16 protein-coding genes and 1 tRNA gene are annotated in these 14827 nt (G+C 42.9%); 13 read left to right on the top strand and 4 right to left on the bottom strand.

Annotation, left to right across the window (positions count from 1 at the left end):
* Positions 1 to 8: 8 nt before the first annotated feature.
* From CEX98_RS02820 to CEX98_RS02795, 6 genes are all read left to right on the top strand, one after another.
* The gene (locus CEX98_RS02820; protein WP_099640616.1) at positions 9 to 2948 is read left to right on the top strand and encodes an SdrD B-like domain-containing protein; all 2940 of its coding nucleotides are present in this window, start codon (positions 9 to 11) and stop codon (positions 2946 to 2948) included.
* Positions 2935 to 3534 (top strand): SPOR domain-containing protein, encoded by a 600-nt coding sequence (locus CEX98_RS02815; RefSeq protein ID WP_099640615.1) that lies wholly within the window; start codon positions 2935 to 2937, stop codon positions 3532 to 3534. The genes CEX98_RS02820 and CEX98_RS02815 overlap by 14 nt, the downstream gene beginning before the upstream one ends.
* Before the next feature lie 54 nt (positions 3535 to 3588).
* Positions 3589 to 4170 (top strand): FlgO family outer membrane protein, encoded by a 582-nt coding sequence (locus CEX98_RS02810; protein ID WP_099640614.1) that lies wholly within the window; start codon positions 3589 to 3591, stop codon positions 4168 to 4170.
* 14 nt (positions 4171 to 4184) lie between these two features.
* Entirely contained in the window at positions 4185 to 4838 is a 654-nt protein-coding gene (locus tag CEX98_RS02805; RefSeq protein ID WP_099640613.1) for a FlgO family outer membrane protein, read from the top strand.
* Positions 4839 to 4846: 8 nt separating this feature from the next.
* A complete protein-coding gene (locus tag CEX98_RS02800) occupies positions 4847 to 5488 on the top strand; it encodes a FlgO family outer membrane protein (protein WP_099640612.1) in 642 nt (213 codons plus the stop codon).
* Between the two features lie 290 nt (positions 5489 to 5778).
* Positions 5779 to 5853: transfer RNA gene (locus CEX98_RS02795), tRNA-Arg, on the top strand.
* Between the two features lie 44 nt (positions 5854 to 5897).
* Here CEX98_RS02795 and CEX98_RS02790 read toward each other — a convergent pair.
* Complete coding sequence (locus CEX98_RS02790; protein WP_099640611.1) at positions 5898 to 7091, bottom strand: flagellar assembly protein T N-terminal domain-containing protein; 1194 nt, start codon at positions 7089 to 7091, stop codon at positions 5898 to 5900.
* Positions 7092 to 7283: 192 nt separating this feature from the next.
* Here CEX98_RS02790 and CEX98_RS02785 point away from each other — a divergent pair, with 192 nt between their 5' ends.
* On the top strand, positions 7284 to 7760 hold the full coding sequence (locus tag CEX98_RS02785; RefSeq protein ID WP_099640610.1) for an LPP20 family lipoprotein: 477 nt from the start codon (positions 7284 to 7286) through the stop codon (positions 7758 to 7760).
* Between the two features lie 101 nt (positions 7761 to 7861).
* Here CEX98_RS02785 and flgN read toward each other — a convergent pair whose 3' ends face one another.
* The 3 genes from flgN to flgA form a co-directional block, all read right to left on the bottom strand.
* Positions 7862 to 8290: a flagellar protein FlgN gene (gene flgN, locus CEX98_RS02780; protein WP_099640609.1), complete on the bottom strand. Its 429-nt coding sequence runs from the start codon at positions 8288 to 8290 to the stop codon at positions 7862 to 7864.
* Complete coding sequence (flgM, locus tag CEX98_RS02775; RefSeq protein WP_099640608.1) at positions 8283 to 8606, bottom strand: flagellar biosynthesis anti-sigma factor FlgM; 324 nt, start codon at positions 8604 to 8606, stop codon at positions 8283 to 8285. The genes flgN and flgM overlap by 8 nt, the downstream gene beginning before the upstream one ends.
* A 72-nt stretch (positions 8607 to 8678) precedes the next feature.
* On the bottom strand, positions 8679 to 9386 hold the full coding sequence (flgA, locus tag CEX98_RS02770) for a flagellar basal body P-ring formation chaperone FlgA (protein ID WP_099640607.1): 708 nt from the start codon (positions 9384 to 9386) through the stop codon (positions 8679 to 8681).
* Between the two features lie 140 nt (positions 9387 to 9526).
* Here flgA and CEX98_RS02765 point away from each other — a divergent pair, with 140 nt between their 5' ends.
* From CEX98_RS02765 to flgE, 6 genes are all read left to right on the top strand, one after another.
* Positions 9527 to 10459: a chemotaxis protein CheV gene (locus CEX98_RS02765; RefSeq protein WP_099640606.1), complete on the top strand. Its 933-nt coding sequence runs from the start codon at positions 9527 to 9529 to the stop codon at positions 10457 to 10459.
* Between the two features lie 15 nt (positions 10460 to 10474).
* A complete protein-coding gene (locus CEX98_RS02760; RefSeq protein WP_099640605.1) occupies positions 10475 to 11308 on the top strand; it encodes a CheR family methyltransferase in 834 nt (277 codons plus the stop codon).
* Positions 11309 to 11782: 474 nt separating this feature from the next.
* Entirely contained in the window at positions 11783 to 12193 is a 411-nt protein-coding gene (gene flgB, locus CEX98_RS02755; protein ID WP_099640604.1) for a flagellar basal body rod protein FlgB, read from the top strand.
* Positions 12194 to 12195: 2 nt separating this feature from the next.
* Positions 12196 to 12627 (top strand): flagellar basal body rod protein FlgC, encoded by a 432-nt coding sequence (flgC, locus tag CEX98_RS02750; protein WP_099640603.1) that lies wholly within the window; start codon positions 12196 to 12198, stop codon positions 12625 to 12627.
* A gap of 16 nt (positions 12628 to 12643) precedes the next feature.
* Positions 12644 to 13330 (top strand): flagellar hook assembly protein FlgD, encoded by a 687-nt coding sequence (locus CEX98_RS02745; protein ID WP_099640602.1) that lies wholly within the window; start codon positions 12644 to 12646, stop codon positions 13328 to 13330.
* A 36-nt stretch (positions 13331 to 13366) separates the two neighbouring features.
* Positions 13367 to 14731 carry a flagellar hook protein FlgE gene (gene flgE / locus CEX98_RS02740; RefSeq protein ID WP_099640601.1) on the top strand — a complete coding sequence of 455 codons (1365 nt, stop codon included), beginning with the start codon at positions 13367 to 13369 and terminating at the stop codon, positions 14729 to 14731.
* The last annotated feature ends 96 nt before the right edge of the window (positions 14732 to 14827 follow it).

The raw sequence follows: 14827 nt of genomic DNA, 5'->3' as shown, positions 1-14827 counted from the left end.
CTTAGGTGATGCTACGTATTTTTTGCTTGGTGCTGCTCATCACTTTTGTCGGTCGTCAGCCAGCCGTTGCTGCTCAGCTAGAACCGTTGCAACGATTATTGGAACGAGTTGAAAGGGTGAAAGCAAAGCTTGCGAGTCAGCAAAGTGAGCGAAAGGTCGCCAGGATAAAAGTAGGTACAGAGTTATTCCTGTCTACCTACAAAGGTAATCTATATTTAGGAGAAGTGATTGCGCTCACCTCAGAGCAGGGCGTCAACATAGAGCTGCTGAGTTTATTCTCTGCCTTAGGGTTTGTTGTTACTGAAAATGATTCTGGCCATTTTGACGGTTGGTTTTTTGCTCCGGAGCAGACGTTTCATCTCGACCCCATGACACAGCAGGTTGAATCGCGAGGCCGGAAAATTAAATTAGATCAGACCGAACTGCAAGTAATCAATGGCGAAGTGTTTTTAGCGGACTACGTTATTGCAACACTCTTTGATGTTAGTGTGTATCCCAACACGCGAGAGCTTTCATTAACGGTGACCAGCGAGGAAGTGCTCCCTATTGAAGCTAAACATCAGCGTATGTCCCGAGAGGTTGCACGTTATGATCGCAATGCAAGCGCGACCTTACCTTGGCGACCGAGCCCCTACCAAAATTTGGGTAAACCCGTTTTAGACGCGCAAGTAAATACACAAATAACAAAAGGAGAAGACCGCACTTCCTATTCAGTTATTGGTGCTCAAGACATCGCTTATTGGCAAGCTAAATATTTTATTTCAGGAAGAGAAGAAGACTTAATCAGTCGCTCGAGAATTTCACTTAACCGTGCTTCTGCGGATGCTAAAGCCCTGCCTTTTGGTGACTTTACTAGTGTTGCTGTGGGCGACGTTCAAAGTGTTCAAATTGGTGCCGATGCATTAATTGAGGAAGGAAGGGGAATTAGATTTAGCAATGCACCGCTCTACAAAACGCTCAATCGTCAACGCATTGTGATATCTGGTCCAGTGCAAGCAGGCTGGGACGTTGAGCTATATCGCAATGGCTTATTGATTGGTCAGCAAAACAATGTTCAAGTCGGGCGCTACGAATTTGAAAATGTTGACCTGCTATCTGGAGAGAATACCTTCGAATTAGTGATGTATGGTGGACAAGGGCAAGTTTCAAAAGAGATACAAACTTATTATGTAGAGCAGGGGTTAGCAAAAAAAGGGGAAAGCTTCTTTGCGGTATCAGTTACTGAGGCGGGGAAAAGTGTATTGGGGGATAAACTAGCCCAGCAGGGGAGCTCAAGTTGGCAGGTCAATGGCCGTTTTGATTATGGACTGTCAGCAGATTTGGCAGTATATGCTGGTGTGCAACACAAACAAGGTACTAGTGAGAATCCCGCCAAACAGGTTTATTCGCTTGGGTTTAACACCAATATTAATAAGCTTGTGTTACTCGATGTTGATTACAGAAAAGAGGATGCCATTCAGGCTTTGGCGATGAACACGCGTACCCGGTTATTTGGTCAACAAGTTGCTGCTAATATTGAGATGCAACGAGATGCAGATCTAAATAAAAACGCTACGGAAGTAAAGTTAACAGCTGCTGGAGCTTGGTCATTTTTTCAATTGCCCCAACTCTATTATCGAGCTGAATACCTGTATTTGGATAACTTTGATGATAAACGTGCAGAGCAGGCATCACTTTTATTTAGCTCTGGTAACTATTGGGGCACTTTTAGCAATCAGTTTGTCTGGCAAGATAGTGCTGCAGATGCTGCCGATATAAGCGGCTACGCTCGCTGGCAGCGTAGAATTTTTGGTGTCTATAGTCGCTTTACTGCTTGGTATGATATTAAACCAGAGAATGAAATTACTGCCGCAGAAATTGAGTTTAGCAAAGATGTCGGTGAAGACTTTGACTTAGGGATCACCTTTTATAAAGATTTTGCTGAAGATTACCACAAAAGTGAACTGGGGCTTAGTTGGAACCACGATAAGTTTAGATTACTGAGTGATGTGCAATTAGATAGTAATGATGATTGGCAAGTTGGTCTTTCTGGACAGTTCAGCATTGGTGCTGGAAAGACTCCAGAGCACGTATTCATGAGTGCTAAGCGACTATCGCAGTCTGGGTCATTGATGATCCACGCATTTATTGATCAGAACAATAATGGCCACCGCGATGAAGGAGAGCGCTCACTCCCTGGTGTAACGGTTAGGGCGTTACAAAACTATGCACAAGGTAAAACGGATGATGAAGGTATTGCCCTCTTACCCGCCATGGCAAACTATAAAAAGACAGATATTGTCGTTGACCAAGACAGCATTCCAGACCCTTTTTTGATCCCCGCCAATGATGGCTTCTCATTTACGCCTAGGCCTGGATTTGTCGAGTATATTGAGATCCCATTTGTGAATTCTTCAGAAATTGAAGGATTTGTTGAAGTTAAAGAAGGCAAGCAAAAGCAACCCGCGGGCTTTACGACGGTCAATTTGGTCGACAAAAGTGGCAAAACAGTAGCGCAAACTCAGACAGCTTATGATGGATATTATGTCTTTACCGGACTAAAACCAGGAACATATCGCACACAAATTAGTGATGCCAAGCGTCTAGCTATGGCGGCGAATGAACAGGTTGAGGTAGAGCTGAGTCCAAAAGGGGACGTATTGCTAGATGTAAACCTAGAACTGCAACGGCTACAATCCAAATCAAAAGAAGTTGCGATTGCTGGTCGGTTCAATACCTTGTCGATCCTAAAAGTGTACGCCGCTATTTTAGCTAAGCGCTACCCGAGTATACTCGACAGTGGTTTTGGTTATGCGCAAAAGCAGGGAGAGCAAATGTATTTACTGGTATTGAGAGCTAATCAAGGTCATAGTGCGGCAAGAATTTGCCAAGCGTTACAGCCCTATAAAGTTACATGTACCGTAGAAGATTTAATTATTTATGAAAGAGAGCAAAATGCGAAAAACTAATCAACTTTGCTTGCTGTTAACTGGGCTGCTACTAAGCGGCTGTAAAACTTCGCCCAATAATACGCAACTGGATGCATTAGAAGTAAAAAAGCAGTTATCTTTATTGTCTCAACAAGTGAGCACGTTACAGCAAGAGGTCGAACAGCTCCGTTCGTTAAAACAGCAAGTTGCAAAATTTGAGGCGGTTCAAGAAGATCTTGATATCATCGCGATGCAGTTATCAGACGAGCTTACTGAGCAAAAGTCGGCGCAAGCAGTAAAACCACATGCGACAAATACACATGAAAAACAAACTGTAAAACAGCCCAAGGAGCCAGAGCAAACTCCAGAATTTGCCATTCAACTCGCTTCTACCACTGACTATGTAAAGGTACGTCAAACCTATGAGCAAATAAAACAAAAACTACCAGCTGAGTTTGCTAAAAGTGAAGTGAATATTGAGCAGGTCAACATCCAAGACACCAAATACTATCGCCTGAAATTAGGAGCTTTTCTTGATAAAGCGTCTGCGTTTGAGGGTTGTAAGGTGCTTAAACGTATTGGTCTTAATTGTTTAGTCAGCCATTATACTAGCCACCGCCTATAAAAACTGGCGTATTTTTTGCATTTTCAGCACTAAGTGTATTATGGGCTTGGTGACATGAAATATTTATCACTCATTTTGGTAATTTGGTTGGCAGGTTGTTCCAGTAGTCAGCCGGTAAGTAAGCGAGAGGCAACGCAACAGCATGAGGTGCTGCCTCATTTTGACGACTTTGCAGCGCAATTAGCGACAGAACTTGGTCAGTATGTTCGTCCGTTTAAGCCAAACTCAACGATCGCAGTGACCAGCTTCTTTAAAGCAAACCAACTAACAGCGAGCATTGACGGTCAAGGCTCTGGGTTAAGTGTTGCCTTACAAGAGTCGCTGATCACGCATTTAAGTCAAATGGGGGCCAATGTAGTTGAATATCGTCTTAGCAGCGCTTTATCTTTGAGTGATACTGCCGATAGTATGTTAAGTAGAGAGTTAAGTGCGATTAACCAACGCCAGAAAATTGACCTGGTAGTGGTTGGCACTATCGTAGAGAGTCGAGACAGCTACTTAGTTAATGCAAGACTTGTAGATACATTACATAACAGAGCTGTTTCAGCTGCCTCTATCAGTGTACCCAAGGGGGCATTGTGGGGAGCTGAGCGTGTTACCAACCGTGATGGTCAAATCTTAAGAAGCCAATATTAATGGAGATGAGAGTAATGAAGAAAATAGTCAGTTTGGTTTTGCCTCTTTCATTGATGGTTGGCTGCGCCCAAAGTAATTTTTTTGCGGTTGATAGCGCAAAGACTGAGCCCGTTCGCAATGGCTTTGAGCAGTCCTCAATGTTTCAAAGCAACCCAAACGGTATGAAGCAGTTTTCAATTTCGCAGCAGATGGCGGGTAAAAATGTGACTCACTATGTACAAGGTATTATGCAAGACATGGTGGCGAATCTTAAACACGTTAATGAGAAAACACCAATAGCTGTTACCAGTTTTGTCTTTTTAGACAAGAGTTTTGATAAAGGCTCTTTATTGGGGAATCAGCTGGCAGAGAGCTTTATTCATGAACTGCATGCTTTTGGTATCCCGGTCGTGGATTTTAAAACCACCGACTATATTCGGGTAACGCCTGAGGGGGACTTTGTGTTTAGCCGTGACTTTTTAGAGTTATCGGATGACCATCCATTTTTATACGTGTTAGGCGGCACTTTGGTGAATCATCAAGGTGGTGTGATGGTCAATGCAAGGGTTGTGGGGCTTAGAAGTAAAAGCGTCGTAGGAACCGCCCAGGGCTTTTTGCCGCAAAGTGTAGTGAATGCACTGCAAGATGGCGCCGCATACGATGGTATTCAGCTAGAGCGAGCTAATTAGGGGGCAGAATGAAAAATGTAGTGCTTTTTGCAACAACACTGGCCTTATTAGGTGGTTGTGAGATGACAGAGCAACCCACTTCGAGTTCGACGGATTCACCACAGCAAAATGATATGGAAATTTTGTACGCCATGATGGAAGAGCAAGAGCGTAACGAATATGCTGAGGCCGCGGTAACGCAAGATATGGGATTCATCAGTTATCGCCATCGAAAAGAAGTTGCTAATTACGCAAATCAAATTGCCCTTGAGCTGTCTGATACAATTTTAGGGCAGAAGCCTGATTCGATCGCGGTTGCCAGTTTTGTTAACTTCAATGAATCGCTCAGAGAAACTAACCAGCTCGGTAATCAACTGGCCGAGTCGCTGATGCATCAAATGCAAAAGCTGGGTTATCAAGCTCTAGATTTTAAAGCCCTAGGTAAAATTGAAGTAACTTCGAGTGGTGATCTAACATTTTCACGCAATGCCAGTCGTTTAAAAGGTGGGCAGGTTCCCAGCCATGTACTGACGGGGACAATGATCTATCGCCCAAGGGGGGTAGAGGTGAATGCACGGTTATTAGAATTCGATACGAACTTTGTGATTGCGAGCACGGCAGTCACCATTCCTTACTTTATCTTAGACGGCCAAGCTACGGCTTCAAGATAACTCTATTTGCGCAGTCGCTGATCGGCGCTGCGCGTCACGTTAAAAACGCATTAGCATAAGTCGAATCAATGCAATTGTATGATCTGTTTGAAGGTGTCTTTTTACCTAGCTACTAAGGCTTTCTGCGCTTCAAATAGCGCATTTACTTAATACATTTGGTATTAGGTTTTGTTGTCTTAAAATAGATCAGCTATTGCGTTTTGTAACATAGCTTGCAGACGCAACACAATTGCGATAATAAGCTTTAAAAACTCATTAAAATCAGTATACTAAACATAACTGGTAGCGTTGTCCCCATAGTTTAATGGATAAAACAAGGCCCTCCTAAGGCTTAGATGTAGGTTCGATTCCTACTGGGGACGCCAACTGTAAGTTGGGGAGCTGTGTGCTAAGGCCACTCTAGGCACTGCTACAAAGCAAACTCATTTTCATTCTCTATTTGAATTTCTACAAGATCATTTATTTGCACATTGTGAAGTGGGCGTTTACTTACATTAATAGCAATTGCATTCTGCGCATTCACTTGGATCACTTGTAGTTTATTCAGGGTTTTAACCTGACGCATAAACACCTTGCCATCGCCGTCAACTAATGGACTACTGTGGGCAACATTGAGGATCTGACCATTTTCCAAGCCGTGCATTCGGCCTAAATTAATCACCACTTGTTCGTCCTCGAGATGTAGAATTTTGCCATGGGTAGGAAGGCAGGCGACCGCTGAGTTGAGGTCAACGCTGACCTGATCTAACGTGGTTTGAATGCTATCGGCATAATCGGTTTGCCAGAAACGCTCACTATATACATCAATCAACTTCGTTTTCTTAAATGGCCACACGCCCTGTTCAGTGTATTGCTTTTGCCAAACTCTTTCATGAGATAATGCATCAAATAGTACAAAGTCGACTTTGAAGCTTCTTAAGTATTTATCACTTTGCCAAAATGCCAGCTCATTATTGAGCTTGTCGACGCTCGAAATATCCGTTATTTGGCTCAGCAACACATACTGGCTATTGGTATTTGCAGTAATTGTCTCAATGAGCTGTTCGTTATAATCAAAACGTTGACTAAAAAAGCGGTTTACATTTATGGTCTGAGCAAAGTACGGGACAGGCTCTAGACTTAGTTTTTGTTCAGTCAATGTTTGGTAGAGGCGCTCACTCACTACCTTGTTGATGTCAAAAATTTGACCTAAAGTTGCTTGGTGCTTATTTTTTAGCTGGCTCTGCGTTACGGCAACTTGTTTGCTATAAGCGCTGGTGGGGCATTGGCTGCTTTGCGGTGTGATGTCTATATGCAAAGTAACTTGCCAAGAGTCGCCAACTCTGGACTCTGCCACAACGTTGGCACTTTGAATTTCTGCATTCGAGCGGATCTTCAGTTGATCTTGGGTGAGGATACCGTCAGTGACAGTTTGCACGCTACTTACCGTGGCGCCCGAAAACAGCAAGGCTTGAGTGATGGCATCATTTATCGCTTTTCTTTTGGCTTTTTGATGGTCACCATCTTTTACGTCAGCCATACCTGTGACTTCAAACCATTCAGCGTGTGCTGGCTGTATGGCTATGCACAAAAGTGATAGGCCTGTCGCTAATTGCTTTTTCATAATAAGTTGCCCAGATCTAATACTACCTATTTACTCAGCAATACCTGTGCCAAATTTTGGCAGGATTTGTGCATAAGCTAATTTAACGAATTTATTTCTATATCAGCGTTCGTCGTGACCGAGCTTGTCAAGATACTCAGCAGCCACGTTGCCATGAATAGACTGGTATTTAGTTTAGCGGAGAGAAGCAAAATGCGTATCACTAATTTAGCTGGTGCCACTGTTGTGGCTGGTGCACTGTTTTGGCTTGGTGGCTGCTCAAGTATGATTGATAAGCATATTGAATATGAAACAGTACAGCCAGATACCTTTCCTGTGTTACGTGCTGTCGGTTATGCTCCGCTGAGCGCTCAACCTGGTAGCTCGGCTGGAGAAAAGCAATTGATGGCTATTAAGGTCTCTAAACTTGAAGCTTACAGAGAGCTCGCTGAACAGCTATATGGACAAAAGCTAACATCGACAACGACAGTTAAAGGTGCAATTGCACAAAATGATGGGTTGAAGAGTCAAGTGTCAGGCCTGATAAGAGGCGCAAAGGTGCTTAAAAGTTATGCGGTCGGTGATACCTATGCAACTGAGCTAGAGTTGGATATGAAGCGGGTATACGATTTATACATCACGCAAGTGAAGCCTCAAAAAATTAAGAAGATTTCCTATAGTTTCAAATAGCCTAACTATAATACCAATTCGCTTAAAAATGGTGCACGCTGTGCGCCATTTTTATGGAATTTTTAGTCTGAGTTGTTATAAATTAGCAGCCTACAGATATTTTACGCTTTGAGGTTTTTAACTAGCTCGCCGTCACTGCTTTTTACGTTACCATCTTGCCCATAAGTGACCGAGGTAGGTGCACCGATAAGGATACTTTTTAACTCTCGTGTGCTTACGTTGGCTTGGTGAGCTGTCTTAGCATTAATTTCATTCTTGGTTTGGCATTCGCTAAGTAGCGTGCGCACTTTTGACACCAAAGGAATGATTTCCTCACGCTCAAAAATTTGTGATTCAGTTTTGGACAACTCTTTGTCGAGTTTTTGTAGCTTGGAAATGAGAGTAAGTTTTTCGCGGGCGATTTCTTTTAGATTATCACCTCGGCGAGATGCGAGCTCATCAAGCTCACGCGCCAGAAGCTGGGTCATCGCTTCTAGCGTTGAGATTTGTTCTGAAAGTTTGTGGTGGCAAAGCCGAACCAAATCATCCATATATTTCAAACTCAAATGCAGCGATATTCTTCGCTAGTTTCTCAGCATCAACTTGATACTTGCCTTCAGCAATCGCTTTTTTCAGTTCTTCAACTTTTTTATCATCAAAGCCTGAAGACTGCTGTGCCTTTTCATTTACCGTTTTCAGCTGTTGCGCCTGTGGCGTTAGGCTGACTGAGTCTGAAGCGGCTTTTGGTGACGCAGGTGCCTTAGCTGTTGCGTTATTTGCTTCACTTCTTTGCAGTTCGGCCTTTTGCTGCTTAACATTGTTAGCAACGGAGGTAGACTGATTCTGACCGTTAACTTGATTTACCATAATTGTAGACCCAATAAATTTATACTCTCAGCCATCATATCGGCATTTATAAGTATTACTTTAGCAAATTTTTTATAAATTCACCTCTACTGTTTCCACTTCTATTACTCTAGCACGTAAGCTTTTGCCAGAACGAGTATTTTTGACATTAATTAATTCGCCTCTATTGCCATCTTGCATCGCTTCGCCTTGTGTTTTGATAACAAGACCACCGGATTTTGCATAAATAATAACGGTATCGCCTTTACATACCATACAAATATGGGCTTGAGTAAAGGCTTGGCCCTCTCTGATATTTCGCTTGCTGCGACTGCCAATTAATATGGATTTATCTTCAATATAAGAGACTCTGCGAAAACGTTTGGGTTGTAGCTCGACCTTGATATCCTGCTCGCTTATCACCCGACCTTTCTCAAGCATAGTAGCACTGACAAGGATAGGGAAGAGGTGATCGATCCTCACATGCACGTACTGAGTCCAACCAGGGGTATCTTCACACTTTACTTGAACAGTCACTTGCGTCGAAAAAGGAGGGGTCGTTGCCGTGCTATATTTTAGCGGAGTGTAACACTCTCTCGCTGGAATTCTTGAGTCCAGTGGTAAAACGCTCAGCTCAAGCTGACTATCTGGGTCTTGGGCAACATTTGGTTCAACAAAGTCCATTGCGCTTTGCTCTAAAGTTTTGTTGTCATATTGCTGACAGTAGCCATACCCAGTGCCTATAAAATAAGCGAACAAACAAAAAAACTGAATGTAATGGGTTTTTTTTAACAAACTCATGATGTTTCGACTATGCTTATGGGGTGAAACAAGGTATAAAGATTCTGCTTTAATAACTGCACCTAATCAAGGGTGGTAAACCATATCAGAGTCGAAGCAAAGATCGTTCCGATTAGCGGTTTATACAGTAGGAGATTGAAATGGCAGGTATTTTAGACTCGGTTAACCAGCGTACACAGCTAGTTGGGCAAAACCGTCTCGAGCTATTACTTTTTCGACTTCAAGGTCGACAACGCTTCGGCATAAACGTTTTCAAGGTCCGAGAAGTGCTGCAATGCCCGGCATTGACAAGCATGCCAAAGTCAAACCCGCTCATTCGAGGGGTTGCACATATTCGCGGACAGACTATTTCTGTCATTGATATGTCACTGGCGGTTGGTGGACCACCAATTCAAGATATTCGCAACTGTTTCATTGTAATTGCAGAATATAACCGTTCAGTTCAGGGTTTTTTGGTTAGTGCTGTAGAGCGCATTGTCAATATGAATTGGGAAAAAATAATGCCTCCACCATCGGGTGCAGGGCGCTATTCTTACCTAACAGCGGTGACCGAAATTGAGAATGAACTCGTTGAGATTTTAGATGTTGAGAAAATCCTCAATGAGATTTGCCCAATTAATACTGAAGTAAGTGCAGACATCGTATCTGATGGTGAAATGCAAAAAGACCTAGGAGAGCGTATCGTCTTTATTGCTGATGATTCAGCAGTTGCTCGTAACCAGGTCAAACGTGCACTAGAGCCACTCGGTGTGCAAACTGAGCTTGCGAAGAATGGTAAAGAGGCTTTAATTAGGCTTAAAGAAATTGCAGAAGTGGACTGTCAAAATAATGTCACCGAGAGAGTGGGGTTGTTGATTTCCGATGTAGAAATGCCGGAAATGGATGGTTATACGCTGACTGCAGAAATAAAAGCCGATCCAAAATTAGCGCCTTTGCATGTGATACTCCATACTTCGTTAAGTGGTGTATTTAATCAGGCCATGATTGAAAAAGTCGGCGCTGACGATTTTATTGCTAAGTTTAACCCAGATGAATTAGCCGCAGCGGTTAAGAAGTGGGTTCATTGTGATTAAAGCTGGTGGTAGCACTTGGAAAATAAGCATTTAGAGCAAAAAGAGTACGATCAATTTAGAACTTTTTTGGAGCAACAGTGCGGGATCGTGCTGGGTGACAATAAGTTATATTTGGTTAAAAGTAGATTAGCTCCTCTGATGGCTCGCTTTGGTGTAGAAACTCTCTCGTCTTTGGTGTCTAAAACGCTTAGTCCACATGAGCGGCAATTGCGTGCCGCTGTGGTTGATGCAATGACAACAAATGAGACACTCTGGTTTAGAGACACGTATCCGTTTGAGCTAATTAAATCTAAAATCTTACCTGAATTTAAAGATCTAAGGCGGCCCGTTAAAATTTGGTCGGCTGCCAGTTCGTCCGGTCAAGAACCTTATTCTATTGCGATGTCGGCAAGTGAATATGTAAGTAAAAGTCCCGGTGCACTTAAAATGGGTGTGCAAATTGTAGGTACGGATATTTCCAATACCATGCTAGACATGTGCAAGAACGCTGAATACGATGCATTAGCGCTGGCGCGAGGATTATCGCCGGAGCGTAGGAAAAAGTTTTTTACCGACAGTGGCAACGGTATGGCGAAAGTAGTAGAACCCATTCGTAAAATGGTGAGCTTCAGGCACTTAAACCTTTTGGACTCCTATGCGCTGATGGGTAAGTTTGACGTCATATTTTGCCGTAACGTATTAATTTACTTCTCTCCAGAGGTGAAGTCTAAAATTATTTCTCAATTTGCGCAGTCACTAAACCCGAATGGCTACTTGTTTTTAGGAGCATCTGAGTCGATGGCGGGATTGAGTGATGATTTTAATATGATCCGTTGTAACCCTGGGATCATCTACCAGAAAAAAGCTTAGCATATATCGAATAGCGGAAAGGACATCCGCTACCTGAACGGCGACCTACCACGCTAGTCTGTTTTGTATTAGTCAGGCATATCCTTGCTACACATTTCTAGTGCTCATATAACAGCATAGTTGGTGTTTCTACTTTAGGGTAATGTTGTAACGGGTGAGCAAAAGTATTCTGACACAACCAACGCTAAGCCAGTCTAAGGCTCACATCAAGGCGCTATCTCGAATTCAGGTTAAACCATATTCTCGTTTATCAAATTGTCTTTGACAGGTCACATCCTTCCTTATTTTTAACAAGCTTTACATCTTAAAGATAATTGCTAGTTGACTCACATGTTCCTCTAAACGCACTCCATGATATTAGAAAATAGAGTGACTTAAACTTCTAACTTATTGAAAGTAAATAGATAAAATTAAATCTTAAATTGGCCTGAATATTGCTTTTGTCTAGGTGAGTCAAATTTTTGGAGTCAGACAATGGCAATTAGTTTCGATAAAGCGTTGGGTGTACACCAGCATACCATGCTGCTCCGTTCTCAGCGTGCTGAAATGCTAGCGAGTAACATCGCAAACGCAGACACTCCAGGATATAAAGCAAAAGATATCGACTTTGCGAGTGCATTAAAAGCGGCAAAGTCATCACAGCGAAGCGGCAATGATATGGTCAGAACGGATGCCAAACACCTCAGTGGTGGCACTAAGATGAGTAACTCTTCAGAACTATATCGTACGCCAAATCAAGCAGATACCGGTGATGGTAACTCAGTGGATATACAAGTGGAACGAAATTTGTATGTACAAAATGCATTAGAGTACCAAGCCAGTTTGCAATTTTTATCTGGTAAGTTCAGTGGCCTTAAAAAGGCACTTGGTGGTCAAGGGGCATAATTATGAGTTTATATAACGTTTTCGATATTTCGGGTTCAGGAATGAGTGCACAGAATGTGCGCCTTAATACCACCGCAAGTAATATCTCTAACGCGAACTCAGTGAGCTCTAGCCAAGATACTGTGTATCGCGCTAGACATCCTGTTTTTGCCGCTGAACTATCCAAAGCTTCCGCCTCCCAGAACAACGTAATGGGTTCATCGGTTGGAGTTAAAGTGTTAGGTGTGGTTGAGAGTGATAAACCGCTGCAGGTTGAATACAACCCTAATCACCCAAGTGCTGATGCAAATGGCTACATTTATAAACCGAATGTGAATGTGGTGGAAGAGATGGCAAATATGATTTCTGCGTCTCGTTCCTACCAAACCAATGTTCAAGTTGCAGACGCCGCTAAACAAATGCTGAGCAAAACACTGCAACTAGGCCAGCGCTAATTGGGAGTAACAGCTGATGAGCAATGATGTAAATTCCGCTACGTCCTCGTACATGGACTCTATGCGGTGGAACAAAGAGAATCGAGTTACTGACGAGCAAAAAAATAGAGACACACTGACGCAGGAAGATTTCTTCTCATTGCTTACTCAGCAGTTATCTTTTCAAGATCCCAGTAAGCCTGCGGATAACGACCAGATGATAGCTCAGATGACTAACTTTACGATGGCTGAGGGTATTTCAAACTTGAATACTAAGTTTGAGTCGCTTACCGCATCAATGACATCTAACTCTGCCCTTCAAGCCTCGACTCTGATTGGCAAAAAAGCACTATTGGAGTCAACAACGCTCGAGCATGGTGGGGATTCATTGTCAAAAGGGTCGGTCATTGTAGAAAATCCGGTGGAAGATTTAACCATAGGCATTTATGACGAAGCAGGGGCGTTGGTCAGAAAAATCGAAATGGGTGAACAAACCGCAGGTGCCGTCCGATTTGAATGGGATGGTAAAAACCAAGATGGTGATGTGATGCCAGAAGGTGAATATGAGATTAAGGCTGAGGGGATGATGAATGGTCAATACAGTACCTTCCCATCGGCAACATATAGAAATATCGATAGTGTAAATGTCAATGGCTCTAACGGTATTGTCATTAACACCAGAGAAGGCGCGGTGCGCTTAACTGACATAGCTGAAATAGCTTAGTTTTAAGAATTAACCTTACAGTTCAGAGGTGAAAATATGAGTTTTAATATTGCACTAACAGGTTTGGCTGCCGCGCAAAAAGACTTAGATGTGACGGCGAATAATATCGCAAACGTAAATACAACCGGCTTTAAAGAGTCACGCGCTGAGTTCGCAGACGTATACGCAGCGTCGGTCTTTAGCTCAGGTAAAACCAAAAACGGCGATGGTGCGCAGACCACTATGGTTGCACAACAATTCCACCAAGGTTCGTTGAAATTTACCGAAAACTCGCTAGATCTTGCTATTACCGGTGAAGGCTATTTTGCTATGGCAGAAGAGTTTGGTGCACAAGACTATTCATTTACTCGTGCCGGTGCGTTTAAGTTAAACAAAGACAACTTTATTGTTGATGCGCAGGGTAACTTCTTACAAGGCTTCCCGGTTGATGAAAGTACTGGTGATAATGAATCTGTCAGTTTAAGTACCGCAAGTGCTATTCAAATACCAGATTCATCTGGCTCACCGCGGTCAACTACTAATGTTTATTCATCATTTAACTTAGACTCACGTGAGAGTTATAAGCCATTAGCCTTTGACCCGACTGAAGGGGCAACCTATAACCATTCAACTTCAACAACGGTATACGACTCTCTTGGTCAGCCACATACCATGCAGTTGTTTTTTAAGAAAACCGATGGTGTTGCGCCTAATGTAGAAAATCAATGGGAAGTTTTTGCAACTTTGGATCAGAAACCATTTAACGCCGCGGGTGTAGAGCAAACGACGACTCCATATACACCAATCACAACCTTTGTGTTTGATTCGGCAGGTATTCCACAATCAACAGATGGCAATGCGAACTCTGGTAACACGTTTGATCCATTGTCGCTACCGAATGGGGCTGGCGCTGCAACAGGCTTATCAGACCTATTGTCAAATGGTGCTAGTTTCCCCACAGATATTACTTTGAACTGGCGCGATGAATCCAATACCACAGGAAAATTGCCTACCCAGTATGCTAGTAAATACGAAACCAAAGCGCTCGAGCAAGATGGCGCAACAGTTGGTCGTTTGTCGGGGATAGATATTGGTGGCGATGGTAAAATTGTAGCCTCTTACAGTAATGGTGATCAGTCTTTTCTTGGTCAAGTTGCTATGGTTCGTTTCCCTAATTCTCAAGGTCTTCAGCAAGCTGGTAACACATCTTGGAAGAAAAGCTTAACTTCAGGTGAGCCGATTGCAGGTGAACCAGGTTCAGGTACTCTTGGCTCCATTAACTCTTCGGCGCTTGAGCAGTCGAACGTTAACCTAACTAATGAACTTGTCGACTTAATTAGTGCACAGCGTAACTTCCAAGCTAACTCGCGGGCACTTGAAGTGAACTCGTCATTACAACAGAGTATATTACAGATCCGATAATATATTATGCCCTCCAAAGGCTGCTTTCAAAGCAGCCTTTTTTATATCTGTCAAAAACCTCTCACCATTTTGGCATTGTGCTTGCATTAACTAAGT

Origin of the sequence: Pseudoalteromonas piscicida, assembly GCF_002744175.1 — a bacterium.
Classification (GTDB): domain Bacteria; phylum Pseudomonadota; class Gammaproteobacteria; order Enterobacterales; family Alteromonadaceae; genus Pseudoalteromonas; species Pseudoalteromonas piscicida_B.
The sequence above is the reverse complement of the archived record's forward strand: the minus strand, read 5'-3'. Positions and strand labels throughout refer to the sequence as shown.

Excerpts from the sequence above, each read along its gene's own strand:
- CEX98_RS02820 (WP_099640616.1), top strand. The coding sequence starts at position 9 with ATGCTACGTATTTTTTGCTTGGTGCTGCTCATCACTTTTGTCGGTCGT.
- CEX98_RS02815 (WP_099640615.1), top strand. The coding sequence starts at position 2,935 with ATGCGAAAAACTAATCAACTTTGCTTGCTGTTAACTGGGCTGCTACTA.
- CEX98_RS02810 (WP_099640614.1), top strand. The coding sequence starts at position 3,589 with ATGAAATATTTATCACTCATTTTGGTAATTTGGTTGGCAGGTTGTTCC.
- CEX98_RS02805 (WP_099640613.1), top strand. The coding sequence starts at position 4,185 with ATGAAGAAAATAGTCAGTTTGGTTTTGCCTCTTTCATTGATGGTTGGC.
- CEX98_RS02800 (WP_099640612.1), top strand. The coding sequence starts at position 4,847 with ATGAAAAATGTAGTGCTTTTTGCAACAACACTGGCCTTATTAGGTGGT.
- CEX98_RS02790 (WP_099640611.1), bottom strand. The coding sequence starts at position 7,091 with ATGAAAAAGCAATTAGCGACAGGCCTATCACTTTTGTGCATAGCCATA.
- CEX98_RS02785 (WP_099640610.1), top strand. The coding sequence starts at position 7,284 with ATGCGTATCACTAATTTAGCTGGTGCCACTGTTGTGGCTGGTGCACTG.
- flgN (WP_099640609.1), bottom strand. The coding sequence starts at position 8,290 with ATGGATGATTTGGTTCGGCTTTGCCACCACAAACTTTCAGAACAAATC.
- flgM (WP_099640608.1), bottom strand. The coding sequence starts at position 8,606 with ATGGTAAATCAAGTTAACGGTCAGAATCAGTCTACCTCCGTTGCTAAC.
- flgA (WP_099640607.1), bottom strand. The coding sequence starts at position 9,386 with ATGAGTTTGTTAAAAAAAACCCATTACATTCAGTTTTTTTGTTTGTTC.
- CEX98_RS02765 (WP_099640606.1), top strand. The coding sequence starts at position 9,527 with ATGGCAGGTATTTTAGACTCGGTTAACCAGCGTACACAGCTAGTTGGG.
- flgB (WP_099640604.1), top strand. The coding sequence starts at position 11,783 with ATGGCAATTAGTTTCGATAAAGCGTTGGGTGTACACCAGCATACCATG.
- flgC (WP_099640603.1), top strand. The coding sequence starts at position 12,196 with ATGAGTTTATATAACGTTTTCGATATTTCGGGTTCAGGAATGAGTGCA.
- CEX98_RS02745 (WP_099640602.1), top strand. The coding sequence starts at position 12,644 with ATGAGCAATGATGTAAATTCCGCTACGTCCTCGTACATGGACTCTATG.
- flgE (WP_099640601.1), top strand. The coding sequence starts at position 13,367 with ATGAGTTTTAATATTGCACTAACAGGTTTGGCTGCCGCGCAAAAAGAC.